Below are 24,201 nucleotides of genomic sequence, written 5' to 3' on the forward strand. Positions count from 1 at the left end.
GTATTTCTAGCTTGAACCAGGAAGTGCTGGCTCTAGGAATATAACTTCCCGCGTGACCTGCCAACGCCCATCTTCATGAACCAAATCGATCGCCAGTTTTAACAGTTGCTCCTGGCCAGCCAAATTGTTTTTTCGCGAGAAGATTACTAAAGCACTGTTTTCATTTGCCACTATGTGGTGAATTTTTTTCCAGTCGTTGAGAGGTAGTTCACCCGCGTCACGCTTGGCTTTAAACATATTGATGAAGGCCGTTTTGTCTGCCACTGTGACCCGGTCCGAAGGGTCTAGTATGAAGACCTGCATTTCCCGGTGGTAGACACTTTCCAGTTCATCTTCTCTGCAGTACACCCCGGCCTGCACGAGGTAGTCAATAAACTGCTCGATCTCTCTTACCGTATCTGGATTATCCATCGCTCAGGCACTCCAACCGGGACCAGATGAATATAGATTAAGGTGGAGATATTTGGGGCTTTCTTCGGCCAGGCTAAGCTGGCCTAGAGGGGGATTAGAGAGCGGGGGCGGCGCTGGCTTCGGAATTCACTGCGCTGTTCTCAGCAAGGATCCCGCCGTTTTCATCATTGGCTGCGGCCAGTCGTTGTTCCTCAATGCGGCTACTCCAGCTCAGAAGGGCTTGATAGTGGCGGATATTCTGTACATAAGTCACCGGTTCCCAGCCTCGGGCATAGCCGTGTTTGGTGGTCTTGTAATACTGACGCTTGGCCAGAAGGGGCAGGTGTTCGCGCACATCGGGCCAAAGATCTGGATTGCCGCCCATTCGTTCTGTCAGTACCCGGGCATCCTCAAGGTGGCCATAGCCTACGTTGTAGGCAGCCAGTGCCATCCAGGTTCTGTCGGGTTCGCGAATGCGATCCGGCAGTTTGTTGCGGATTTGTACGATATAGCGGGCACCACCCTCAATGCTCTCTTCGGGGTTTAGGCGGTTTACACCGAGATCTTTTGCGGTATTCAGGGTGAGCATCATCAGGCCGCGTACACCGGTGCGAGAGCGGGCACGCGGATTCCAATAGGATTCCTGGTAGCTGAGGGCCGCGAGTAAGTGCCAGTCGAGGTCATATTGGTCGGCAACCTTTTGCATGGTGCCGCGCCACTGGGGCAGGCGCTCGCGGCTGCGCTTGGCAAAGGCCTTGGCGCCGCCCACATTTAGGTCGCTGACGTGGCCGAAAAATTCTTCCCGCAACTGGGCAATCATGCCATTGGTATTGGCGCGCAACATAAAGCGGCGTGCACTGCGATAGAGGCTGTCGTCATCACTTTGTGGGAAGGCCCAGGAAACCGGCTGGAACTGGGTGAGGTTGAACGCAACCGCAGTGTTTGGGTAAAGGCCGCGGTGAACTGCATAGGCGTTGGAATCGACAATTGCATAATTGTATTTTCCTTCCTGCACCATCTCTACCAATTCCATGGCGTCCACGTCGGAAACTTCCTCCCAATCCAACTCGGTATAGCGGGCGGAGAGTTTCTTCATTTCTTCTGCGTGAGCGCTGCCCGCGATGACGGCGACCTTTTTTCCTTCGAGATCGCTAGTTTTGCGCGGCCGCTTTTCGCCAACTCGGTAGATAACCTGTTGGCGAATCTCAAAATAGGATGGGGTAAAGCGGACTTGTTCGCGACGCTCTGGAGTTACCGTGAGGCCGGCAGCTGCGAAGTGCGCACCACCCTCCGGGTCGCGCAGCTGATTGAACATTTCGTCCAAATCGTGCACGTCGCGAATTACCAATTTCACCCCCAGCTCCTCAGCAAATGCACGCAGCATGCCGTATTCAAAGCCTGTCGGGTTGCCGGAGGCGTCTTCGTAATAAGTGGTGGGGCCGTTTTGTGACAGGACAACCAATTCACCGGTGGCTTTAACACGCTCGAGTGTATTCGGTGCTTTACTGGCAACCAGCAGGGAGGCGCAGCAGGACAAGGCGATCCCTTTGAACACACGGCGGACGTAGCGCAGCATACGGCTTTTCATCATCATAGGCTGTCCTCTCTAGCTAGTCCGTTGGTTTATTTGCTGTTGTGCCTAAGGCCCTGTATGTCGATTTCGCTCTCAAATACGAGGGCAAAATTTGACGCAGTCCGCCAATTTTACATTATTTGACGACAATCTGCCCAGTTTGTCTTTTGAACACTGTGATCTGCGCGCTTGCAAAGCATTACAGACTTAGGTAGGCGAACCTGACTTTGATACAAAGTTGGTTTATTTACAGTCAAGCTTGCTGGTCTTTTGAACATTCAGGTTACTAATTAGTTCATGTGTACCCAAGTGTTGGGCGGGTGTGTTGGAGTGGCGATGCTTCAGGTACAATTGCGCCTCTCAAATTTCCGGGGCCTTGTGCGAAATCCCATTCGCGCAATCTTTCTCATTTAGACAAGAGGCTATCTCCCGCAATGTTAGTTCTGCGTGGTGCTCCTGCACTGTCGAAATTCCGCCATAAAAACCTGCTCAATCAACTGCGCGCGCTGCAACCGACCATCGACGATCTCTACGCTGAGTTCGTTCACTTTGCAGACAGCGACTCACTGGATAACCAGGAGATGGCCCTGCTGGAGCGATTGCTCCAATACGGCCCAACCGAGGAAAAGCACGAGCCGAAAGGCGAGTTGATCCTGGTAGTGCCGCGTCCGGGCACAATTTCTCCCTGGTCTTCCAAGGCTACTGACATTGCTCATAACACTGGCCTGAACAAAGTTCATCGCCTGGAGCGTGGCATCGCCTACTACGTTACCGGTGTCGAGTTAACCGAAGCTGAACACCTTGTGCTGGCCTCCCGCTTACACGACCGTATGGTTGAAGCGGTATTCACCGATTTTGCTCAAGCTGAGCAATTATTTGTGGAAGAAGCGCCGCGCCCGTTGCGCGGTGTGGATATTCTCGAGGGCGGTCGCGAAGCTCTGGAAGATGCCAATGTCACATTGGGCTTGGCCTTGGCCGAAGATGAGATTGATTACCTGCTCACCAGTTTCCAAGAGCTGGAGCGCAATCCCACAGATGTAGAGCTAATGATGTTTGCCCAGGCAAACTCCGAGCACTGCCGCCACAAGATCTTCAATGCCTCCTGGACCATCGACGGCGAAGAAATGCCGCACTCCCTGTTCGGCATGATTAAGAATACGTACCAGAAGGGTGGTGACAATGTGTTGTCCGCCTATGCGGATAATGCAGCCGTCGTTACTGGTAGCGAAGCGGGGCGTTTCTACCCGGATCCTGACAGCAAGGAATACGGTTTCAGCACTGAAGCCATTCATCTGCTGATGAAAGTGGAAACCCACAATCACCCTACCGCGATTGCTCCTTTCTCCGGTGCTGGTACCGGGGCCGGTGGTGAAATTCGTGATGAAGGTGCAGTTGGCCGTGGCTCCAAACCAAAAGTGGGCCTGACCGGTTTTACGGTTTCCAACTTGCGCATTCCCGGCTGGGAGCAGCCTTGGGAAGCCAACTATGGCAAGCCTGAGCGTATTGTTACCGCTCTGGATATTATGATCGAAGGCCCGATCGGTGGTGCAGCATTTAACAATGAGTTTGGCCGCCCGAATATCTGCGGTTACTTCCGTACCTTTGAAGAAAATTTCGATGGCGAGCGTCGCGGCTATCACAAGCCGATCATGTTGGCTGGTGGTTACGGCAATATCCGCGAAGAGCATGTAGAGAAGCCCGAGTTTTCCCCTGGCGCCAAACTGGTAGTGCTGGGTGGCCCGGCCATGTTGATTGGCCTCGGTGGCGGTGCAGCCTCCAGTATGGCCAGCGGCTCCAGTTCTGAAGATCTGGATTTCGCTTCAGTACAGCGCCAAAACCCGGAAATCGAGCGTCGCTGCCAAGAGGTGATCGACCAGTGCTGGCAGCTGGGTGAGAGCAATCCTATTGCCTTTATCCACGATGTGGGTGCGGGCGGTTTGTCCAATGCTTTCCCCGAGTTGGTGAAAGATGGCGGTACCGGCGGTAATTTTGAACTGCGCAATGTGCCCTGTGATGAGCCGGGTATGAGCCCGCTGGAAATCTGGTGTAACGAATCCCAGGAACGCTATGTATTGGCGGTTATGCCGGAAGACCTGGAGCGCTTCGAGCAAATCTGTGCGCGTGAGCGCGCGCCTTACGCCGTTGTCGGTGAAGCTACCGAAGACAAGCACCTGCTGTTAAATGACAAGCAATTCGAATCCAAGCCAGTAGACCTGCCGATGTCGGTGTTGTTCGGCAAGCCGCCGCGCATGCACCGTGAAGCAGAAACTCGCCAGGTGGAAAGTAAGGCATTTTCCACAGTAGATATCGACCTGAATGAAGCGGCTGAGCGGGTGCTGCGCCTGCCCACAGTTGCTAGCAAGAGCTTCCTGATCACTATCGGTGACCGCACTGTAACCGGTCAGGTTTCCCGCGATCAGATGGTCGGTCCCTGGCAGGTGCCGGTGGCCGATTGCGCGGTAACTACCGTTGCCTATGACAGCTACGCCGGCGAAGCCATGTCTATGGGTGAGCGCACCCCGGTGGCATTGCTGGATGCACCGGCCTCGGGCCGCCTGGCAGTGGGTGAGGCAATTACCAATATCGCCTGTACCCCAGTGAAGCAACTGTCCGATATCAAACTCTCCGCCAACTGGATGTGTGCAGCGGGCCATCCGGGTGAAGAGGAAAAACTTTATCGAACCGTAGAAGCGGTGGGTATGGAGTTGTGTCCTGAATTGGGCATTACCATCCCTGTGGGCAAAGACTCCATGTCTATGCGCACTGCCTGGGAGGAAGAGGGCGAGCAGAAATCGGTTACTGCACCGCTGTCTCTGGTAATTTCTGCCTTTACTCCGGTAACTGATGTCCGCAAGACAGTGACACCGCAGCTGCGCACCGATAAAGGTGAGAGTGAGTTACTGTTTATCGATCTGGGTGCCGGCAAAAATCGCTTGGGCGGCTCCTGTCTGGCGCAGGTCTACAACGAGCTGGGTGACAAGCCCGCAGACCTGGACGATGCCAAGAAGCTGAAAGGTTTCTTCGAGGTGGTACAGCAGGCTCTGAATGAAGACCTGATCATGGCCTACCACGACCGCGCTGACGGCGGTCTGTTTACAACCCTGGCGGAAATGGGCTTTGCCGGCCGCGTGGGTATGGATGTGGAAATCTACGAATTGGGTGAAGACCCGATTGCGGCGCTGTTCAGTGAAGAGCTGGGTGCGGTATTGCAGGTTCCCGCCTGTGAAGCGGATATGCTGGTACAGCGCTTTGCCGCTGTGGGTGTACCCACCCACAAGATCGGTTACCTGAACAATAACGAACATCTGTGCATCACTAATAACGGTGTTGAAATCTTCAAGCGCTCCCGTGCTGAATTGCAGCAGATCTGGTCGGAAACCAGCTACCGTATCCAGTCCCTGCGCGATAACGCCGAGTGTGCCGAGCAGGAATTCGCTGCAATTGCCAAAGAAGATCCGGGCCTGACAGTAAACCTCACTTTCGATATCAACGACGATATCAGCGCACCTTATATCGCTAAAGGTGTTCGCCCGAAAGTTGCTGTACTGCGAGAGCAGGGCGTGAATAGCCAAGTGGAAATGGCGCACTCTTTCCACCGCGCTGGCTTTAACGCTGTCGACGTACATATGAGTGACATCCTGTCTGGCCGTGTAGCCTTGGATGAGTTCAAAGGTTTGGTGGGCTGTGGTGGCTTCTCTTACGGCGATGTACTGGGTGCTGGTGAGGGGTGGGCTAAAACCATCCTGTTTAACGATCGTGCCCGCGATCAGTTTGAGGGCTTCTTCAATCGCAACGATACCTTCGGCTTGGGGGTGTGTAACGGTTGCCAGATGTTCTCAGTGATCAAAGAGCTGATTCCAGGTGCTGATCACTGGCCGCGCTTTGTGCGCAACCTCTCTGAGCAGTATGAAGCGCGCTTCGCCCTGGTAGGCATTGAAGACTCACCTTCCGTGCTGTTTAAAGGTATGGCGGGTACTTATATGCCGGTTGCCGTTGCTCACGGTGAGGGGCGGGTAGAGTTTGCTGACCAGCAGGCGCTGGAGAAGTGTGAAGCTTCCGGCACTATTGCGATGCGCTACCTGAATAACAAAGGGGAAATCACCCAAACTTATCCAGCCAACCCCAACGGCTCGGTAAATGGTATTACCTCCCTGAGTTCTGAGGATGGCCGCGTGACTATTATGATGCCGCATCCTGAGCGTGTTGCTCGGGCTGTTAGCAATAGCTGGCATCCAGATGAGTGGAAAGAAGATTCCGGCTGGATGCGCTTGTTCCGTAACGCGCGGGTGTTTGTCGACTAAGACAAGTCATTCCCTCGGTTTTTGCCTGTCGAGGTACGCGTAAAGATTGTGGTGGCCGTTTCAGGTCACCACAATCTTTAGTAAAAATAGAAATATTTCTGTAATATTTTTCAGCCCTTTCATTTCCTGACGTATTTTTTCCCTTCCTTAAAGTAGAAACTTCAGCTACTGCTATACTTAAACGATTATTCGAAATAACGTTTTTGCTATGGTGCAGTTATCTGTTGTATTTGCAGTTTACTTGCTCATTGCTCCATCCAATGTCTTGCTGGGATTAGAGTTCACATTTAATTCCGCTCGATTCTTTTCAAATTTCATCGTTTTTAACCTTTTCAGAAAAAAGCAGTTTCTGAGGGGGTATTCCTGCCTGGTAAAAGTGATTAAGGAGAAAACTATGGCGTACAGCGAAACTCTGGCTGAAAAAGTGCGCAAATTACTTCAGGGAAATGAAGGCCTCAGTGAAAAGCAGATGTTTGGAGGTCTCGCTTTTATGTTGAATGGCAATATGGCCTGTGGGGTTGTTGGAGAGGAGTTGATGGTCCGGGTTGGGCCTGATGAGTATCAAACTGCGTTGGCCGAACGCTATACCCGGCCTATGGATTACACCGGGCGCCCCTTAAAAGGCATGGTGTATGTGGAAGAAGATGCTGTCGCAGAGGATTTGGATAACTGGGTCAGTCGTGGAGCGGTATTTGCGGGCTCACTTCCTCCAAAATAATCGCTTATATTCACTGAACTTAGCAAATTAGTTTCTTTTTATTGCATGGTGAGTGATTAGCAGTCAGGAGTTGGCGTGAGTTCGCTGTTTTCTACGCGTTGACTTCTGTACGGCCTACACTCAGCGAAATAAATGTGACCCCGGTTCTATTCCCTCTTGGTCCTTGCTGATTTACCGTTCAGTAGTCTGAAAGGATATTGATTATGTATTTTCTCGAATTGAATAACGGTGTAGAGATACCTCAGCTCGGCATGGGAATGGCTGCGATTGGCAGCTGGCAGCAGGATGATGAGTATGTAACAGAAGTTATTTTGAAAGCCATGTCTGTGGGATATCGTCATTTTGACACAGGATCGGTCTATGGAAATGAGCGAGCTCTGGGAAGAGCGATCAAAGAATCCGGCCTAGCGAGGGAAGAGCTTTTTATTACCAGTAAAGTTTGGGATACGGAGCAGGGAACCAATAAAACTCACGATGCATTTGCCCGTAGCCTGGAGCGCTTGCAGCTGGAATACCTAGACCTATATCTGATCCATTGGCCTATGCCGGCCTATACCCGGGAGACCTGGGGTGCAATGGAGGCGCTTTACCAGCAGAAAAAAGTGCGGGCCCTGGGAGTGTCAAATTTTCGTAAATCTGATATTGAACAACTGACGACTTTCTCGGAAGTGCGCCCAGTTTGTAATCAAATTGAACTGCATCCCTACTTCACTCAGCAGCCTTTAGTAGATTATTGCCAGTTCCATAAAATTGCGATTTGCAGCTGGTCTCCTTTGGGGTCGGGATCTACATGGAGCGGTGTCGAGGCTCATGAAAAACCTCTCATAGATCCAGTAATTGTAGATATTGCGAAAAATCACGGGGTGACTTCGGGGCAGGTTATCCTTAAGTGGAATATCCAGCAGCATCGCATAGTTATTCCCAAGGCGGAAAGCCTGGATCACATACGCAATAACTTCTTATTATCTGATTTTAATTTGAGCAATGCGGAGATCCAGGCAATTAATGGATTGAACTGCAATAAAAGGTTGGGCGGTGATCCCGATTATGTTAATCAGAAAAATATAATGGTCAAAGTGCCCGATTAAATTTTTTCCAACAAAGCATAGGTCGCTATAGCGCAGGCGGAAGTAACATTCATTGAGGAATTGATACCCTGCATAGGTATGTGTACCACAGCATCTGCCAGTTCCAGAAGTTCAGGGTTGACCCCATCTTTTTCAGAACCCAATACCAAACATATTTTATTCCCCTTGGAAACGGGGGTATCTTTGAGTTCGACGCTATTTGAGGCAATCTCCAGGCAAATTAATCGATAGCCCTTATTTTTTAAGGTTTGCGCGATATTAACTGCAGATGAGTGATATTCGTAGGGAACGTACTTTTCTGTAGACCGGGAAACTTTCCGAATTTTGGAATTAGGTGGAACCAGGCTTTCACCAGTTAAATAAATTTTCTCTACGCCGAGTGCATCTGCGATACGAAATAGGCCGCCGACATTGCTCGGTGTACCGATATCGGTGGCTAAATAGCATAATGGGTAAGTGTCTGTGCTGGGTTGATGACTACTGTGATCTGTCTGCATTTTTCGGTTTGTTACTATAGGAAGTGGGGGAAGTTACCACTTCCCCAGGAAAGTACTGCGGTATTGATGGGGGAGTTAGTGGCTGCTCTCTGCGATTTCGAGAGCCTCCTCGGCGACTCTTTGCGCAGCGGCCTGGCGATTACGCATCTGCTCTACCAGAGAGGGCTCCCGGTTGGCCTTTTGATTCTGGATATGCACCGCTTGCCTGTATACCTTATCTGACACAATAAACTCTTCCGCTCGCTGGTTGATTTCGCTGTAGCGTGTATTCAGTTCTGAGATCTTCTTGGATAGATGTTCAAGATCCAGGATATCGTCGAAGTAAAGGGCGATCAGCCGCTCGCACTCCCTGGCGATTGCCAGGTATTCGTTGCCTACCTGCCGGTGTCCCTCATAGTTCTTTTTAAAATTGAAGAAAGTTTGCACACCGCCCAATAGCGCGGCCAGCAGGGCCAGCGCCGCACCGCTCCACTTGGTCCAATCAGGCAGCTCTGCATTGATCAGGGAGAAGAAAAGCGAACCGAGGAATAAGTTGACGACGACGATGGGCACCCCGCAAAGCACATGCAAATTGCGCCCCTTCATAGAGGCTCGAAAGTGGCTGTGTTTGCACAGGTGAGCATTCCAGCGGAGCTTCTCCAGGACTTCCACGGTATTGGGTATAGTGCTCATGATTCCTTTCCGCCCTCATTCTACTTCTAGCTATTGTGGGCGATAGTTTGACGGATGCCAGCGAGATGTACAGGGGAGATGACCAGATTCGAAAGTTTGGACTACGGGGGTGGTTCTAGATGTTCCGTTTTAAACCCAAGGAGAAGGTAAGTGTGCACTTACTTTCTCCCGGGGGGGGAATTGCTCTACAGGAATTAGAAGCTGTAAATGATTCCCAGCGCAGTGAAGTTAGCTTTTTCGTCTTCTATTTCAAAGATGGTGTGCTCAAGGCCAATATCCCAAGTGCCAGTAGACCAGGATATCTCTGCACCATAGTAGGGATTACTGCTGCTCTCTTTCTCAGCATCCCAATCTCCAGACCAAGAGACGCTTTCTGACTCCAGGAGTTCTCCACTTGGGGAGTACCAGCTGCCGGAATAGGCGTAACTAGCTGTGCCACCAGAGGTTTTGCGCCATTGGTGGACTCCAAATCTGGCGCTTGCGCTTAGGTGTCTGTGCAATTGTGCCGTAAATACAGTGCCGAGGCTGTACGATTTATACTCGGTTTTAGCGTGGCTAGTAGAAGAAACATCTACGATATATTTATAGCCATCAATGTCATAATCACCCTCATCGTGCAGTTCATATCTAGATTGCTGCTCTGTGCTACCCAGATCAGTCATTCCTGCTTCAATAGCAATATACTTATTGATGCGATAACCAAGAGTAAATCCATAACCAGTAGAGTCTAAGTCTTCCTTGGTCACATAGGCGTTATCGGAGGAGTCGAACTGTGTGAAACCCAGAGAAGCCTTCAGATAGAAAGGCTGTTCTTCGGCGTAAATACTGGAACTGAATAACGCGATAACAGCGGCGATAGCGGTGCGTTTCAAGGGGTACCTCATATACTAACTGGTCGTTTTTTATACTAGCCCTCACTTTAGGATGGCTGAGCATCTATTTAGTGCGGACTAAAAAGCTAAAAATAATGGAATGTCATTATTGTATATTTTTACCTATTTTTCTAAAAGTGTCCGCTGATAGATTTTCTTATTTGATGGGCTCTACTCAATAAGTGGTTACTTGCTTACACTACAACGCGAAGGTTAATACTGCGAGTGAAAATCAAGCAGTTGTGTTTACTCCATGTTGCTCCTAGACGCTTGTAGAATTTCTTCCTCTGAAGTACTGCGCAGACCGTCTACTTTCTTGTATTTTGTATGCCTGCCTGAGATGCGTTAACAGCTGCCTTTACTGGCCTGAATCCAGAATCTCAGGAAATATAAACTTATAAAAATCAACCCTTGAGTAGTTGGGGGCAGGTATGTCAATCGCGCGGCAGCGCTTTATAGTTTTGGGGCCTCTTTTTGCTGTGGCCTTCTATTTCTTTTTATCAGCGTTGGGGATGCAGTATCTACCGGCAGTAACTGCTGCAATTACCTTGTTAACTGTGATCTGGTGGATAACGGAAGCACTTCCAATCCCCGCAACGTCACTGGTGCCTTTTGTCCTCTTGCCTCTATTTGGAGTAGCGGATCATCGGGAGGTGGCAGCTTCCTTGGGAAGTCATGTCATTCTGTTGCTGATGGGGGCCTTTATTTTGTCCAAGGCCCTGGAGAAAAGTGGGGCCCACGAGCGCCTTGCCCTGTATATGTTGCGTATTGTGGGCGTCTCCAGCGGCCGCAGGCTGGTGCTCGGATTTATGCTGGCAGCAGGCTTCCTGAGCATGTGGATTTCCAACACTGCTACCACATTGATGATGCTGCCTATAGCCCTGGCAATTCTCAGTAAGATCGACAACGAGCGCTTAAGTATTGCCCTGATCCTGGGTATTGCCTATGCCGCAAGTCTGGGTGGGGTAGGTACTCCTCTGGGCACGCCGCCCAATGTTATTTTTATGGGAATATACGAGGAAGTAACCGGACGAGAGTTTAGCTTCCTGGGCTGGATGAAAATAGGAGTCCCAGTTGCTTTGGTGACGCTGCCTATAATGGCCCTCTGGCTGACCCGTCATGTGCATCTGAAAAATGATATTGAGCCCCCTCAAGTGGGAGAGTGGAGGCAAGAGGAAAAGCGAACCTTAATGGTTTTCGGTGTGGCAATTCTCCTATGGGTTACTCGCAATGCACCGTTTGGTGGTTGGAGCGAATTGATAGGTATTGATGCTGCCGGTGATGGAACCGTGGCTCTAGCAGCCGTTGTCGCTATGTTTCTAGTGCCCAACGGTAAGGGAGGGCGCTTGCTGGATTGGCAGACGGCAGAGACGATCCCCTGGGGAATGCTATTACTGTTTGCTGGTGGTATAGCGCTAGCAAAAGGTTTCTCCAGTTCCGGACTGAGCGATATGCTCGGCAACGGTCTTTCTTTCCTGACGGCGATGCCACTGTGGTTGTTGTTGGTCATTCTATGCCTTAGTGTGACCTTCTTGACAGAGATAACCAGCAATACAGCTACGGCAACCCTACTTATGCCAATTTTAGCTGTAGCCGCCACTTCAGCGGGTTTTGAGCCCATGGTGCTGATGATACCTGCGGCGATGAGTGCCAGTTGTGCATTTATGTTGCCTGTAGCTACAGCGCCTAATGCGATTGCGTATGGAACCGGTAAAGTACGTATACAGGATATGGTTCGAGAGGGCGCGATACTCAGTGTGACGGCATCGCTGATAATAGCGGGGATGAGTTGGTTGATCCTGGCTGGATAGTGTTTGTCTCCATCATAGCCAGTGTGAGATGTGCATAAGCAGGCGAATGGATAAAAGAAAAATAGATAGGAGAGATAGAGTTCGATGAATAAAACCACAGCAACACTGTTGCTCACCCTTGGTTTAACAGGGTGTGGCGAAGAGAAGAGCAACCAAGCTGTAGAGGAAAAAGCCTTGTTTAGTGAACAAACCTCTGCTCCTGTAGCGAAGAAAGTACCACACAAAATGGTTATGCATGGCCATGAGCGCATCGATAATTACTACTGGATGCGTGACGATGAACGTAAGGCGCCAGATGTTATTGCTCATCTGGAAGCAGAAAATGCTTATACCGATTTGGTAATGCACCACACCGAAGAGTTACAGGAATTACTCTTTGAAGAAATGACTGGCCGTCTGGAGAAAGATAAATCAACGGTCCCCGTTTATTATAATGGTTATTGGTATTACAGCCGCTATCTTCCCGAGAAAGAATACGCGATCCACGCGCGACGTAAAGGCACCCAGGAAGCACCTGAAGAGGTTATGCTGGATGTGAATGTGCTGGCCGAAGGCCACGGCTACTTTAGTGTAGGGCGCCTGGCCGTTTCTCCCAGTAATCAATTGGTAGCATATCCTGAAGATAGCGTTGGGCGCCGTGTTTACACGATTCGCTTCAAGGACTTAAAGACTGGTGAGATGCTGCCAGATAAATTGGAGAATGCTTCACCAGTTGCGGTTTGGGCAAACGATAACCAGACTGTCTTCTATATCAATAAAGACCATCAAACTCTGCTCGGCTATCAAGTGATGCGCCATAAATTGGGCACACCGCAGAGTGAAGATGTTGTTGTTTATGAAGAAATGGATAAGGCTTTCTATACGTGGATTTCCAAATCCCGGGATGGAGAACTGATACGCATTCACCACAGTTCTACAACTAGCAGTGGCCAGTCAATCCTGGACGCAAACACCCCTCTTGCCGATTTTGCTCCCTTATATCCCCGGGAAGAGGATCACGAGTATTCAGCGCTAAAGTTAGGGAATGATTTTTATATCATGACCAACTGGCAAGCTGAAAACTTCCGCCTTATGAAGGTTGCCATGGACGACGCAACAGATAAGTCTAATTGGCAGGAAGTCATACCTCATAGTAGTAAAGTTTTGTTGGAAGATTTCACTTTATTTGATCATCATCTGGCAGTAATAGAACGAAAAGCGGGGCAAACGGGTCTCCGAATTATTAATTTAGAGAATAATAAGGACCTTCAAGTCGGGTTTAATGATCCAGTATACAGGCTGGGCTTGAGTTCAAACCCAAACTTGGACTCAGAGAGTGTTCGAGTATCTTATTCGAGTTTAACGACACCAAATAGTGTTTATGAAGCCAAGTTGGATAGTGGCGATTTGGAATTGCTTAAGCAAGACAAAGTTCTGGGTGGTTTTGACCCAGAGCACTATCAGAGCGAGGGTATCCTGGTAGCGGCACGAGATGGCGTTAAGGTGCCGGTATCTTTGGTTTATCGTAAAGATAAATTTAAGAAAGATGGCTCTAATCCATTACTGCAATATGCCTATGGCTCATACGGTAGTACCGTAGACCCCTGGTTCCGCTCTTCAGTGGTGTCCTTGCTTGACCGAGGTTTTGTATTTGCTATTGCCCATATTCGTGGCGGCCAAAAACTGGGACGTGCCTGGTACGAAGATGGAAAGATGTTCAATAAAAAGAATACTTTCACTGATTTTATCGACGTTACCAAGGCGTTGGGGAAATTAAAATATGGGGCCCCTGATAAGATCTTTGCTTCAGGTGGTAGTGCTGGGGGGCTGTTGATGGGCGCGGTAGTCAATATGGAACCGGGTTTGTACCGGGGTGTTACTGCGGCGGTGCCATTTGTTGATGTGGTAACTACCATGCTGGATGAGTCAATTCCCCTGACTGTTAATGAGTATGACGAGTGGGGCAATCCTAATAATAAGGATAGTTATGAATATATGCTTTCCTATTCTCCCTATGACCAGGTGAAAGCTCAGGATTACCCCAATATGTTGGTAACCACTGGGCTACATGATTCCCAGGTGCAATACTTTGAGCCAATGAAATGGGTGGCAAAGTTACGCGAATTGAAGACCGATGAAAATCAGTTGTTATTCAATACCAATATGGAAGCAGGTCACGGTGGCTCTTCGGGTCGTTTCCGTCGCTATAAGGAGACCGCTTTACAGTATGCATTTTACCTCGATTTACTTGGGTATAAAAATGGAGAGACTGATAAGAAGGTTAAGTAATAAATATGTTATGCTTATTTTAGAGATATAGGTCTGATTATGGGTAGCTAATTATTCTTTATATCTCTACTTAAGTATCATGTAAATAAAGGGGAGCTAGCTCCCCTTTATTTGTTGGGGAAGTTGAAATGTCCTTTTCTTTTTCAGCTTTCTGAAATATTAACTTCTAGAGTCAATTGGCTTTTCGTGTTGTTTGGGCAGGATAAACACGCACCACCTTTTTAGTATTCCGCTAAAACTCCAAATGCTTTGAATTTCTATTTATAGGCGTAGAATGGAGATAGATTTACTGGAAGGTCTGAATTATGCGTGAGTTCGCCGCCATTGAGGCACCTGTGATTGATCGATTTGGAGGGTTAGACGGACTTCAGTCGAAGCTGGTGAAGCCAAAGCCTGCGCAGCTCTTGAGAGAGATACATGACAGTCAGTGGTTGTCATCGGCATCCCGGGCTGTTTTTCAAGCCGGTTTTAGTTGGAAGGTTGTTGAAAAAAAGTGGCCGGATATAGAGAAGATCTTTTATGGCTTTGATGTTTCGTTCTGTCGTTACTTACCGGAGGAGGCATTAGATGACCTAATGCGGCAGGAAGGAATGATCAAGCACTGGACTAAAACTCGCTCCATTCAGAGAAATGCAGACTTCTTTTGGCATTTATCTAATGAGCATGGAAGTTTGGGAGCGTATTTCTCTAGCTGGAATACAGACAACTATATTGAGAATCTTTTGTACTTGCGTAAAGGTGGTGATCGACTCGGCGGTAAGACTGCCCAGGTATTTCTAAGACGAATGGGAGTTGATACTTTGGTTTTTGCAAGTGATACCATTCGAGCCTTAATCCGAGAAGGGGTTGTCGACAAGTCTCCCTCCTCCAAGAAAGACTGGGCTGCACTAAAAGCAGCCATCGAAACTTGGCAGTCTCAGTCAAATCGTAGTTTGAATGAGATTAGCCAGATATTATCACTTTCGGTAGGTTAAACAACTGGGGTATTTAGTTGGTAGAAGTATCTATTTCACTCCTACCAACCTGAATGCTTAATCAAAAGTTAATCGGTTGTAGCTGACGGCACAACCTGAAAATCCACGGACAATGAAGCCTCATACTGAACTTCGTCGAAGGAACTAACCTCTGTTTCTATATATGCTTCTGAAAAGCTATCTTCAAATTTGCTTTTTCGAGTTCTGGAAGCAGTAACGATAACCTCTTCTATTGCTCCAGCTCCCGCTGTCCCATGATAGCCGATATTATTTGTACGGACATTAACTGGTGTTAACTGAATGCTCAGGGTTCTCTCATAGTCAGCTTTTTGTTCCATGATTTTGGCTAGTGCCTTAGATCGGACCTTTTTTGTATATTCAGATACTTCTGAATGCTCAAAAGAAGTACTCACTATTTCTATTTCTTTATTTTCATCGGTTAGCCTTGCGATAGACTGTAAATGTCCCTCTTTGTTAATAGTTATTGCGACCCTATTAATAACTTTATAGCTGGAAGGATTTTTGCCTAGCCAACCAAATTGTGGGGAAGATGAAAATTTTGAATTTTTAATCTTAGCTCGGTCTATGCCAGCCTTTATTAAGCTCTCGGTTAATTGTTCACGCAAAGAACTATTGTTAGCAATGGCGTCTGATAGGAGGGGCTCTTCAGTGGTGACAATAATATTGACTATAGCCTGGTCTGAATAAGCCGTTTCTTTTGCACTGCCGTGGAGAGTCACAACTCTTGATATTGGGTAAATTAGGTCGCGTAAGTCCTGGGGGGAGCCTTTAATCTCTGGGGTTGCCATTGAAAGGCTGGGAATGAGTAGCGAAGCTAAAAGAGCAAGTCTTTTCATATTGACACTTCCAAACTGTGAATAAATGACAATCTATCAGGAAACTAGCTTATTGCCGATCAATAGCACTATATCGGCTTTCCTAGTTTCTATCCAATTGTTGCAGCTGAAACCGTTCGTTGTAGTTGTATATTCGCAAAGTATCGCCCAATTACCATTCATGATGCGACTATTTCTGCTTTGGTATTTTAGTACCGTTTATCGCTGCAAAATTACCACTTATCGGTCTCAGCCAGGTTCTAAAACCAGTTCACAGACAATCGATTGCATCACTTTAAAGTGCGCACTTGGTCATCAATTGAGGATAAAAATTCAATGGATGACGGCAAGCAATAACAAATTATCTTAGTGACATACGAGTTGGCCAGAGCTGATGGGTTTACTGATAAATAAGAAGTTAATAGCGCTTTCTTTGACGGCATTGCTGGCCGCGTGTGGAGGTGGTGGAGGGAGCTCCTCTTCGGATTCGGACAACCCCTCTTCAGATAGTAGCGGTAGTGGTAATAATAGTGGCAGTAGCGGTAGCGGTAGTGGTAGCGATCAGGGTTCGTCCGGCAGCGATGATAATCCGATCTCGGATAATGTGGGCACTACAGTTGTGGTGGGAGACGTAGAGCATACAGATTTAGGCTTCGCCTCATTGACTGCCATTGACGTAACTTTGCCAGAAGGTATGAACAATGCCCGTGAGGTTTACCAGATGGCACACTATATAGCACGAACTGACGGGGAGCAGGATGAAGAGGATATTGATATCCCGATTCGTAGTTATACTGCGACCTGTGCAACAGATACCGATACTCCGAGAATGTTTGTTTCCACTACTTTGTCAGAGGGGGACACTGCTGCGGATACAACTCACGGTTCTATTTATGAGCTACAGTATGATCCGGATACTTCCAGTTTTGAGCCAACAGGTAATGCAACGTTGTTAAATCAGTGTTATGAATCCCACGGTGTGGCTGTAAGCTCTGATTGCTCCACAGTAGCAGTTCTATGCAATACAGATTATCAAGCCAATGAGCGTTATGAGGTTGAAGCTGACCTTGTTGAGCAATACGGTTCAACGTGGATGAAAATGGAAGATAACATTGACACCATTGAATCCCGTATTGCGAATGAAATTGGTCTTCTGGTTGCGACCAATCACGGTAAATATATCGACTTTTTTACTGAACACCCTACGCTGACGTTTGACGATTTCCTTGCCGGTTTGGAGGCAAACTTCCCGGATACTGATTTTGGGGATTCGCCATCCTTTACCACTATTAAAGGGTCCGATATGCAAGAGGAGATGGAGTATATTATTTCCAGTCTTTCCTCTGGCGACTATGACGATTTACTGCAGCACATTCGAGATGCCAGTTACAGCTATAACGAGCAAATTTGGCTGCTAGAGTGGGAAAATCAGCCTTTAAGTGAAGTTCCTGATGCTTACGTAGTAAATAAAATGCACGGTGGAACTCATCTTGGCGCACAAGAGCTGATTTATGTTGAGGATGACAGCCAGGGTCGTAGTAGCTATGGTTTCTCAGTTTCTGCACGGGTATTTGATGGAAATGGGAGTTCTCACTATTCGGCAGGCTTAACGGTTATTGACCGTAATAATTGGTCCCTGGATATGAGCAGCTCAGATAATCGCGGTTGGTATTGGGCCTGCGGCGATGGTCACGTAGTAAACATTCGCTCATTCTATAATCCAAACAATGAGATGTTTGGTGCAATTTGCACCAGTGATTGGAACGACTGGATAGGTAGCACTCATGGGCAACTGGGTACCATTGCAGTGAAAATGGAAACTTCCAGTTCGTCTACAGAAGGGCGCTTTAATCACTTCGTACCATCAACGTCTGCGATGGTATCTAATGGTGGCGGTCATACTGTTGTACCAGTGGATGCCAATACGAACCTTTCTTTGATCGTCTCGCCTAAATATATTGAAGATGCGGATATGGATCGCTTTCTCCAGGATGAAGTCGGTATTGATCCGTCTGGGGAAGGTCCGTTTGATGAAGATTGTGCAGATTACGACACCACAAACTGTTTCCTGTCCTACATGAGTTATAACTATTGGGAAGATGATGATAGTTTCGCCACAATAACAAGACAGGGACTTTATTCTGGTGATGCATTAGACTCCAGCTCTTTAACCCGTATTGGCATCGCCAAGGTCAGCTCTACCGGTAGTATGGAAGGCCAGGGTTTTAATTGGTTGGTTGAGGATGATGATTGCCAAATTAGTGATCCACAACTTATTGATTTAAAAAATGGACGCTACTTGTTTGGGTATGCAAAATTCCAGTGTATTTCTGATAACTTGTCCTATAACCGTATTTATGCCGACAGCGGCTCTAAACGGTTATTAGTACCAAAAGCTTATTATGTAATGGAAGTCGATGCAGATCTAAACGTACTTGAAGGGCCAATCGAGTTACCTAATTATGGATGGGGTGGTTTGGATGAGCCTATGTACTTAGGTGATGGAAAAGTAGCTTGGACTTATATTAAAAACCCCACCTACGATAACTATGTGAGTGGTCAGAAAAATATTTGGCAGGCGATGATTTACCACTCAAATAGCGTTAATTAATTTTTTCTCCTGAACTGTTGTAATGATACTGGGAGATAAATTTGGTAAGGGGGCTCCCCCTTACCGCTCTCCTGCTTTTTTACTGGAATTCATCCTGATTTCTGAAATGTGGCCGCGTATATGGGGAATGAAGAACTTACTTTTTTGCTATCAAAAAAATTGATTCCTTACTAGGCTGCCACTCCTGATCAATAAGAAAACCAACTCGTGTAAGCTTGTCTAAAAGCTCCTGTCTGTCAATTTTGTGGACATAAGGGGCCAGATTTATGCGTTGCATCACTGGGATCAGGAATCGCCAATTGCTTTTCTTAATTAATGCAGTACTTGATACAAATATGCCCCCCGGTTTTAATAAATTGTAAACCCGCGCGATAGCACTATCTATATCCTCCAAAAGATGTAATATATTTAGCCCTAAGATGGCGTTAAAACTATCTGGCTCGAATTTTAGTGAACCTAAGGTGCCTTGTTGAAAACTTATATTTTTAATAGCGGCACTTTTTACTTTTTGCTTGGCAATATCCAGCATCTTCTCGGAAATATCAGTGGCAGTTATACTGTTTACATAGGATGAGTGATGAATGGCGGTGCTACCGGTGCCGCATCCGAATTCCAATACAGACCAGTCTGCCTGAAAATATTCTTGTGTTATAGCCAGTTTTCTCTTGTAACTTTTTAAATCTTTTATAGGGCTTTTGGCATAGCGCGCTGCAGTTTTATCCCAAAACTTTTTTGGCTCTATCATTTTTCCCTTCCCTCCGTAGATGTTCAATGAGTATGCATTCGATCGGCGGATAACCTACTACTAGATGATTATCTTTTGATTTGAAGTGTATGTAGTATATTTCCCGAGTAGTTAGCCTCTAAAAATTATCTCCGTAGAGATGCTCATATATTTATACCTTGTAATTCTTGCTGCATGTTTTAATTTAGTGCCACAATTTTTTATGGGGAGGGTGCGTAACGTGTCACAGGTATATCGATAGAAAAAAGGCTGCGATACTCGTGTGCTACGATAGAGGGTGGTTGAAATTTAAACGATCCAGCCTTTTCTTTACATAAATCATTTCTTCGAAAAGATAGCTTGCTCCAAAATTTTTTTGGAAGTGCTCACTCACCTTTAGTTTCATCAATACTGTGACCTAGAGCGAAGTCGCGGTTCTTAGTTTTTGCGAACTTTGTCACATTCAGCTAAGCCTCCTTCTCTTTATGACTGTGAGGTCATATTGCTTGTCGCCCTAAGATTCTATTTGGCGCTATTAGTCATATTCTTGGCACTTATTAACCGGATACCTTTCGCAAGCCATAAAACAGTCTCGGCAACATAAAAAGACAATTTAAAAAATTGGGACCAAGCCCGAGCAAAAATAAAAGGACATCACAATGACACTTTATCAACGATTGGGTGCGAGCTTCTCTTTACTATTAGCGGGGCTTTTGGGATCAGCCTCTGCAAGTGCGGATAACTGCTACATCCTGGTTCATGGCCATGGTACTGAGGGCCATATCAAGCAGCGTACTAACTCCCAGGGTAATCTTGAGCAGCCGGCTTTAGATTATTGGAGTGAGGCCTACTTCGATGAATACGCGGGTAGTGACTTTATTAAACAATTACGTGTAAATGGTGGCAATTACGGTGTGGTTGGTTACAACTCAACCGATGAGGGCGAGATGCCCTACTGGCATGACGGCACAGCGGGTGAAATCGCCCGGCAGATAATCGCTATTCGCAATGGCGAAGGCGATGATTATGAGCATGAAAACCAGTGTGCTGCCGATGACACTTTCTATGTGATTGCCCACAGTCAGGGCGCCACCCAGATGATGTACCTCGCAGGCAATGCCGTACCGGGGTCCCCTTACTATAACCGTGCTTACAACCAGCTGGATTCCAATACTGTGACCGAAACCTCGAAGGTTTGTACTGGCTCCTGGTTCTGGAAAAGCTGTAAGACGAAAACCGAAACCGTTAATGTCGCAGGCCTGAATGATAGTTACGCGGTTGAAGTGGACTTTGACACTGCTATTAGCGGTATCGCGGCAATCTTTACTACTGGTGGTGCAATCACCGGTACTGAGGGGGTTGATCGACTGTGTAACGGTAGCTGGATCGAAGATTTGATCAACGATTGGTTTATCGGTCGCGAGTGCGCAGCAGTACGTTACCTGCAGACTAATGATGTCTATGCTGTGCGCAACTATGTCGGCACCAACCTGGCTGCACCGGTTTATACCATTGGAGGCTACGCCGGTTTCCCTGGTATTGAGAGTGCTAGCTCTTTGCTGTTGGGCGGTGAAGACGATGGTTACATCAATCTGGCTTCCCAGATGAACTGCTCTGGTTCTGCTAAGCGCAACTTGTGGTCAAACCTGAAGGAATACAAGACCTTTCTGGGTATTGCTTACGGAAGCGCTATCTTCTCCTGCGATAATGACAATAAGGGGACAGCGCGTTCCTATAACCTGGCGAGTATTTATACCGATCATGACGCTCAGCGTAACGGCGGTATTATGGCCCCAGACTACACGGGTATCCCCGATGGCCTGAACTGTGGTGCCGGTAAAAATACGGCTGGTCGTATTGCTGCCTGTACAGAGTAATTGGCTCATCGTTTTAAAAAAGCCCGCTTAAAAGCGGGCTTTTTAGTTTGCGGGAATCACATATTTACTTCTATTAGTTTTTAGCTCTAGTGATCCTCTACCACTTGCAAATTGTTCTCTGCTTTCATACGAGATATTTCGATCTCTTCTGCAAAAATCTCGTGGATGCCGAAACGGTAACTGTCAGTACTATTTGCCGCATGGGTACCGCCTGGAATCGTTGTAAATGCAATGCGCCAGGGAGTGGTCTCTTGTTCTTTCCAGTGCTTATGCCAGGAGAGTGCATCTTTGCGCAGGTTTGGCATGTCTTTGGAGCCACTTGTTACTACCAGAGTCAGATCCTCTCTTGTCGCTTGTACAGGTTCCCTGTAGAAAAATTCCTGTTGTGGTAGGAAGGTGGCATTGCTGGCTATCAATCCTTTAAACAAGTCGGGCTTAGAAAATGCTGTGTAAAGCACAAAATATCCCCCTCGACTTTGACCGAAGAGAACTCGTTGATGAGGGTCTACCGAGTAGCGGCTTTCAACTGTTGGCAAGAGCTCCCGCTCTAGAAAGTTGAGAAACTGTGCTGCACCGCCATACGTAAGTGTGTCACTGTCATCGGGTAGTGAAAAGTCAAAACTGCGATGATTGATCTCGGGTTTAAATGAGCCGTAAGCAATACCTACGATAATCGCCTCGGGGGCGTAATCATCGTAATGCATAAACAGGTGATTAGTAGCCAAAATTGGGAACAGTGAATCCCCATCGAGGAGATAAATGACCGGGTAGGTTGTATCCTCGTTTGGATTATAGCCCTCAGGCAGGCGAGTATAGATATGGTAGGGGCGCCCAATAATCGCTGAATCCAGCTTAAAGTAGTCCCCTTTCAGGGCAGGTAAGAACTCAAGAGGCTGGGAATGACTTTCAGGAGAAGAGTTACTTTGGTGGTTAGCAGGGCAGCCACCTAGCAGTCCGGCTGCTAATAGCGTTGATAGAAAACGAATAAGGGGCTTTTTCATCGAGTCTCCTATACTAACGGTGGGATTCATTGGTTGACTAAGTCTCTTCTTATATTCTCAAGTGGGGTGCTAATGAGCAATATAAAGCTTGCTGCTGGTATCGATTTTCCTGCAATAGAAGTAAAGCGACTTGGTGGAGGTGAGTTGGTACTGGGGAAGCTTGAAGGTAGTTTCCCTTGGCAAATGGTAGTCGTTTACCGAGGTAAGCACTGCCCACTATGTACCAAGTATTTGCGTGTCTTGAGTGTACTACTACCCCGCTATCATGCGGAGGGTATTGACGTGGCTGTTGTCTCTGCCGATACGGAGGAAAAAGCTTCTCAGCATATGGAAGCAATTCAGCCGGGATTTACTGTCGGTTACGGTTTATCAATACCCCAAATGCAGCAGCTTGGGCTCTATATTTCAAAACCCCGCTCCCCTGAAGAAACAGACAGGCCCTTTGCTGAACCGGGTGTTTTTGTCATCAACGAATCTGGAAGGCTGCAAATAGTCGACATTTCCAATGCACCTTTTGCGAGGCCTGACTTGCAAACGCTATTGGTGGGTATCGAGTTTATCCGAAATCCTGATAACCATTACCCAATTAGGGGAACATATTAAGATTTTTTAAATACCCTGCTAATTCAGGGAGCTATATTTTGGATTAAAAGTTTGTAGTAAAGTTAGAGGTCTGGAATTTAAGGGGGTAGGGTAGTGACGAACGCTTTTCTCTCTGAGGTGAATCACTTCAAGCTTAATCCAATTGATAATAGTAAAGTCGTATTAATTGATGGCCCCAACCAAAGAGCTATACCCGTTTATGGTAGAGAGATTGTTGCTCAATACCAATTTCTCGATAAAGTGTTAGTTATCCTACATGATTGGTGGTCTCTGGATCAGGGAGTTAATATCTACCTACTCTCTAGAGGAAGAGTTTTGGATTTTGCTTTGAGTTCGGATATCGACTTATGGGGAGATTTAGATGACGTGAAAGTTATCCAACCGGATACTATTTGCTTTTCTTTTCCGAATGCTTTGCACTGGCGACTGCGCTGCTATAAGCGGGCAAGGCCGGCTTTATATCTTTCTCTTCCTTATAGTTTTTGGTGGCGTCGAAACTTATTTTATTCCTGGTTTTCATTGCAGCGCCTCAAGTGAATAGTATATATAAATATCAGGCGGCGAATCTGTAATTGTATATTACCCAAGTAAGATAACAGGTGTTTACCCTGTTATCTTACTTTTATTCAATAGAGCTGAACTTTCTTTGTCGGATTTTTGAAGCGATAGCTTCAACGTGAATAGCCTATTTAGAAGTTGTTCAGCTCTTCCCGTAGATCGATCTCTAGTTCCTCTGAGCTAGTAATCCATACGCTTTTATCCGGCGCAGGAAACACACCTATTTCAATGTCGTCACCTTTTAAGCCAGAAAGCCACTTCTTTAAAAACTGTGGTAAGGGAATGCTTTTAGGGGTGAGGCCCGTTTCATTCTCAGCATAGGCTTGGGCAAATTCAGCGCTTGGCCATACTGGCAGATATTCAAAGCCACCATCTTCATCGGTGTGTATTTTAAGAAAGCAATTTTGGCTATCGATCAGTATCCAGATCTCCCGCTCTTCTCCGGCTATGCTCAGAAAATACTCGTAGCGATCTTCACAGCTGAGATTAGTTATTTCACTTAAATCTGGGGTGCTCATATATCAATTCATTGTAGCTAGGTAATAGGCGAGTAGGGATAACTGAAGGCCTGCTCATCTAGAGGCATAGCTGTTATACCAATTAATGCGGGGCATTATGCGCGAATACAAGCCGCTATCCAAATGCTTTGCCGAGATGGTCAGCGGCAGGGGGAGAGAAAGAGTTTCTATAGAACTTAAGTCTATGGTTAGAGTGAAGAGGAAACTGGAATGCTCAAAATAAAAAAAACGGGCATTAAGCCCGTTTTCAATACTTCTCTTCCTGTGAGCGACTACTTTCTCCTTTTTAGTAATTCGCTAACCAGGAAG

The 24,201-nt window shown here is 47.1% G+C and carries 19 protein-coding genes; 10 read left to right on the top strand and 9 right to left on the bottom strand.

From position 1 onward, the window contains the following. Positions 1–6 precede the first annotated feature (6 nt). Both ACJJI5_RS07185 and mltF read right to left on the bottom strand, forming a co-directional pair. Positions 7–411 (bottom strand): hypothetical protein, encoded by a 405-nt coding sequence (locus tag ACJJI5_RS07185; RefSeq protein WP_413662976.1) that lies wholly within the window; start codon positions 409–411, stop codon positions 7–9. Between the two features lie 94 nt (positions 412–505). Continuing rightward, positions 506–1,984: a membrane-bound lytic murein transglycosylase MltF gene (gene mltF / locus ACJJI5_RS07190; protein ID WP_445355874.1), complete on the bottom strand. Its 1,479-nt coding sequence runs from the start codon at positions 1,982–1,984 to the stop codon at positions 506–508. 413 nt (positions 1,985–2,397) lie between these two features. Between mltF and purL the strand changes: the two genes are divergently transcribed. The 3 genes from purL to ACJJI5_RS07205 all read left to right on the top strand — a co-directional run bounded on the left by purL (position 2,398) and on the right by ACJJI5_RS07205 (position 8,070). Then, positions 2,398–6,264 (top strand): phosphoribosylformylglycinamidine synthase, encoded by a 3,867-nt coding sequence (gene purL / locus ACJJI5_RS07195; protein ID WP_445355875.1) that lies wholly within the window; start codon positions 2,398–2,400, stop codon positions 6,262–6,264. Between the two features lie 394 nt (positions 6,265–6,658). Continuing rightward, the gene (locus ACJJI5_RS07200) at positions 6,659–6,982 is read left to right on the top strand and encodes a TfoX/Sxy family protein (RefSeq protein ID WP_282933807.1); all 324 of its coding nucleotides are present in this window, start codon (positions 6,659–6,661) and stop codon (positions 6,980–6,982) included. 203 nt (positions 6,983–7,185) lie between these two features. Next, entirely contained in the window at positions 7,186–8,070 is an 885-nt protein-coding gene (locus tag ACJJI5_RS07205; RefSeq protein ID WP_445355876.1) for an aldo/keto reductase, read from the top strand. Here ACJJI5_RS07205 and ACJJI5_RS07210 read toward each other — a convergent pair. The 3 genes from ACJJI5_RS07210 to ACJJI5_RS07220 form a co-directional block, all read right to left on the bottom strand. Next, entirely contained in the window at positions 8,067–8,567 is a 501-nt protein-coding gene (locus ACJJI5_RS07210) for a TrmH family RNA methyltransferase (RefSeq protein ID WP_282933805.1), read from the bottom strand. The genes ACJJI5_RS07205 and ACJJI5_RS07210 overlap by 4 nt on opposite strands. Before the next feature lie 75 nt (positions 8,568–8,642). Then, complete coding sequence (locus tag ACJJI5_RS07215) at positions 8,643–9,239, bottom strand: SLATT domain-containing protein (RefSeq protein ID WP_413662971.1); 597 nt, start codon at positions 9,237–9,239, stop codon at positions 8,643–8,645. A gap of 194 nt (positions 9,240–9,433) precedes the next feature. Next, the gene (locus ACJJI5_RS07220) at positions 9,434–10,111 is read right to left on the bottom strand and encodes an outer membrane beta-barrel protein (protein WP_445355877.1); all 678 of its coding nucleotides are present in this window, start codon (positions 10,109–10,111) and stop codon (positions 9,434–9,436) included. 431 nt (positions 10,112–10,542) lie between these two features. On the opposite strand from ACJJI5_RS07220, the gene ACJJI5_RS07225 reads away from it, so the two are divergent. From ACJJI5_RS07225 to ACJJI5_RS07235, 3 genes are all read left to right on the top strand, one after another. Beyond that, positions 10,543–11,922, top strand: a complete 1,380-nt coding sequence (locus tag ACJJI5_RS07225) for an SLC13 family permease (RefSeq protein WP_413662969.1) — start codon at positions 10,543–10,545, stop codon at positions 11,920–11,922. A gap of 84 nt (positions 11,923–12,006) precedes the next feature. Then, a complete protein-coding gene (locus ACJJI5_RS07230; RefSeq protein WP_445355878.1) occupies positions 12,007–14,190 on the top strand; it encodes a S9 family peptidase in 2,184 nt (727 codons plus the stop codon). A 305-nt stretch (positions 14,191–14,495) separates the two neighbouring features. Further along, positions 14,496–15,164: a DNA-3-methyladenine glycosylase I gene (locus ACJJI5_RS07235; protein ID WP_444907540.1), complete on the top strand. Its 669-nt coding sequence runs from the start codon at positions 14,496–14,498 to the stop codon at positions 15,162–15,164. Positions 15,165–15,232: 68 nt separating this feature from the next. Here the strand turns inward: ACJJI5_RS07235 and ACJJI5_RS07240 are convergent, their stop codons facing one another. Further along, positions 15,233–16,021 carry an SIMPL domain-containing protein gene (locus tag ACJJI5_RS07240; protein ID WP_444907541.1) on the bottom strand — a complete coding sequence of 263 codons (789 nt, stop codon included), beginning with the start codon at positions 16,019–16,021 and terminating at the stop codon, positions 15,233–15,235. 373 nt (positions 16,022–16,394) lie between these two features. Between ACJJI5_RS07240 and ACJJI5_RS07245 the strand changes: the two genes are divergently transcribed. Beyond that, on the top strand, positions 16,395–18,611 hold the full coding sequence (locus tag ACJJI5_RS07245; protein WP_445355879.1) for a hypothetical protein: 2,217 nt from the start codon (positions 16,395–16,397) through the stop codon (positions 18,609–18,611). A 136-nt stretch (positions 18,612–18,747) separates the two neighbouring features. Here ACJJI5_RS07245 and ACJJI5_RS07250 read toward each other — a convergent pair whose 3' ends face one another. Next, entirely contained in the window at positions 18,748–19,356 is a 609-nt protein-coding gene (locus ACJJI5_RS07250; protein ID WP_445355880.1) for a class I SAM-dependent methyltransferase, read from the bottom strand. Positions 19,357–19,994: 638 nt separating this feature from the next. Between ACJJI5_RS07250 and ACJJI5_RS07255 the strand changes: the two genes are divergently transcribed. After that, the gene (locus ACJJI5_RS07255) at positions 19,995–21,212 is read left to right on the top strand and encodes a hypothetical protein (RefSeq protein ID WP_445355881.1); all 1,218 of its coding nucleotides are present in this window, start codon (positions 19,995–19,997) and stop codon (positions 21,210–21,212) included. A gap of 86 nt (positions 21,213–21,298) precedes the next feature. Here ACJJI5_RS07255 and ACJJI5_RS07260 read toward each other — a convergent pair whose 3' ends face one another. Beyond that, positions 21,299–22,213 carry an alpha/beta hydrolase gene (locus tag ACJJI5_RS07260; RefSeq protein WP_445355882.1) on the bottom strand — a complete coding sequence of 305 codons (915 nt, stop codon included), beginning with the start codon at positions 22,211–22,213 and terminating at the stop codon, positions 21,299–21,301. Positions 22,214–22,285: 72 nt separating this feature from the next. On the opposite strand from ACJJI5_RS07260, the gene ACJJI5_RS07265 reads away from it, so the two are divergent. Beyond that, positions 22,286–22,816, top strand: coding sequence for a redoxin domain-containing protein (locus tag ACJJI5_RS07265; RefSeq protein WP_444907546.1), 531 nt, complete (start codon positions 22,286–22,288; stop codon positions 22,814–22,816). 93 nt (positions 22,817–22,909) lie between these two features. Further along, the gene (locus ACJJI5_RS07270) at positions 22,910–23,353 is read left to right on the top strand and encodes a hypothetical protein (RefSeq protein ID WP_444896442.1); all 444 of its coding nucleotides are present in this window, start codon (positions 22,910–22,912) and stop codon (positions 23,351–23,353) included. A 152-nt stretch (positions 23,354–23,505) separates the two neighbouring features. On the opposite strand, the gene ACJJI5_RS07275 is transcribed toward ACJJI5_RS07270, so the two are convergent. Continuing rightward, positions 23,506–23,892 carry a DUF2750 domain-containing protein gene (locus tag ACJJI5_RS07275; protein WP_444914449.1) on the bottom strand — a complete coding sequence of 129 codons (387 nt, stop codon included), beginning with the start codon at positions 23,890–23,892 and terminating at the stop codon, positions 23,506–23,508. Positions 23,893–24,201 lie beyond the last annotated feature (309 nt).

This window comes from Microbulbifer maximicatervae (SeqCode), assembly GCF_052467955.1.

Coding starts and splice junctions, on each gene's coding strand:
- ACJJI5_RS07185 (WP_413662976.1), bottom strand. CDS start 411: ATGGATAATCCAGATACGGTAAGAGAGATCGAGCAGTTTATTGACTAC.
- mltF (WP_445355874.1), bottom strand. CDS start 1,984: ATGATGATGAAAAGCCGTATGCTGCGCTACGTCCGCCGTGTGTTCAAA.
- purL (WP_445355875.1), top strand. CDS start 2,398: ATGTTAGTTCTGCGTGGTGCTCCTGCACTGTCGAAATTCCGCCATAAA.
- ACJJI5_RS07200 (WP_282933807.1), top strand. CDS start 6,659: ATGGCGTACAGCGAAACTCTGGCTGAAAAAGTGCGCAAATTACTTCAG.
- ACJJI5_RS07205 (WP_445355876.1), top strand. CDS start 7,186: ATGTATTTTCTCGAATTGAATAACGGTGTAGAGATACCTCAGCTCGGC.
- ACJJI5_RS07210 (WP_282933805.1), bottom strand. CDS start 8,567: ATGCAGACAGATCACAGTAGTCATCAACCCAGCACAGACACTTACCCA.
- ACJJI5_RS07215 (WP_413662971.1), bottom strand. CDS start 9,239: ATGAGCACTATACCCAATACCGTGGAAGTCCTGGAGAAGCTCCGCTGG.
- ACJJI5_RS07225 (WP_413662969.1), top strand. CDS start 10,543: ATGTCAATCGCGCGGCAGCGCTTTATAGTTTTGGGGCCTCTTTTTGCT.
- ACJJI5_RS07230 (WP_445355878.1), top strand. CDS start 12,007: ATGAATAAAACCACAGCAACACTGTTGCTCACCCTTGGTTTAACAGGG.
- ACJJI5_RS07235 (WP_444907540.1), top strand. CDS start 14,496: ATGCGTGAGTTCGCCGCCATTGAGGCACCTGTGATTGATCGATTTGGA.
- ACJJI5_RS07240 (WP_444907541.1), bottom strand. CDS start 16,021: ATGAAAAGACTTGCTCTTTTAGCTTCGCTACTCATTCCCAGCCTTTCA.
- ACJJI5_RS07245 (WP_445355879.1), top strand. CDS start 16,395: ATGGGTTTACTGATAAATAAGAAGTTAATAGCGCTTTCTTTGACGGCA.
- ACJJI5_RS07250 (WP_445355880.1), bottom strand. CDS start 19,356: ATGATAGAGCCAAAAAAGTTTTGGGATAAAACTGCAGCGCGCTATGCC.
- ACJJI5_RS07255 (WP_445355881.1), top strand. CDS start 19,995: ATGACACTTTATCAACGATTGGGTGCGAGCTTCTCTTTACTATTAGCG.
- ACJJI5_RS07260 (WP_445355882.1), bottom strand. CDS start 22,213: ATGAAAAAGCCCCTTATTCGTTTTCTATCAACGCTATTAGCAGCCGGA.
- ACJJI5_RS07265 (WP_444907546.1), top strand. CDS start 22,286: ATGAGCAATATAAAGCTTGCTGCTGGTATCGATTTTCCTGCAATAGAA.
- ACJJI5_RS07275 (WP_444914449.1), bottom strand. CDS start 23,892: ATGAGCACCCCAGATTTAAGTGAAATAACTAATCTCAGCTGTGAAGAT.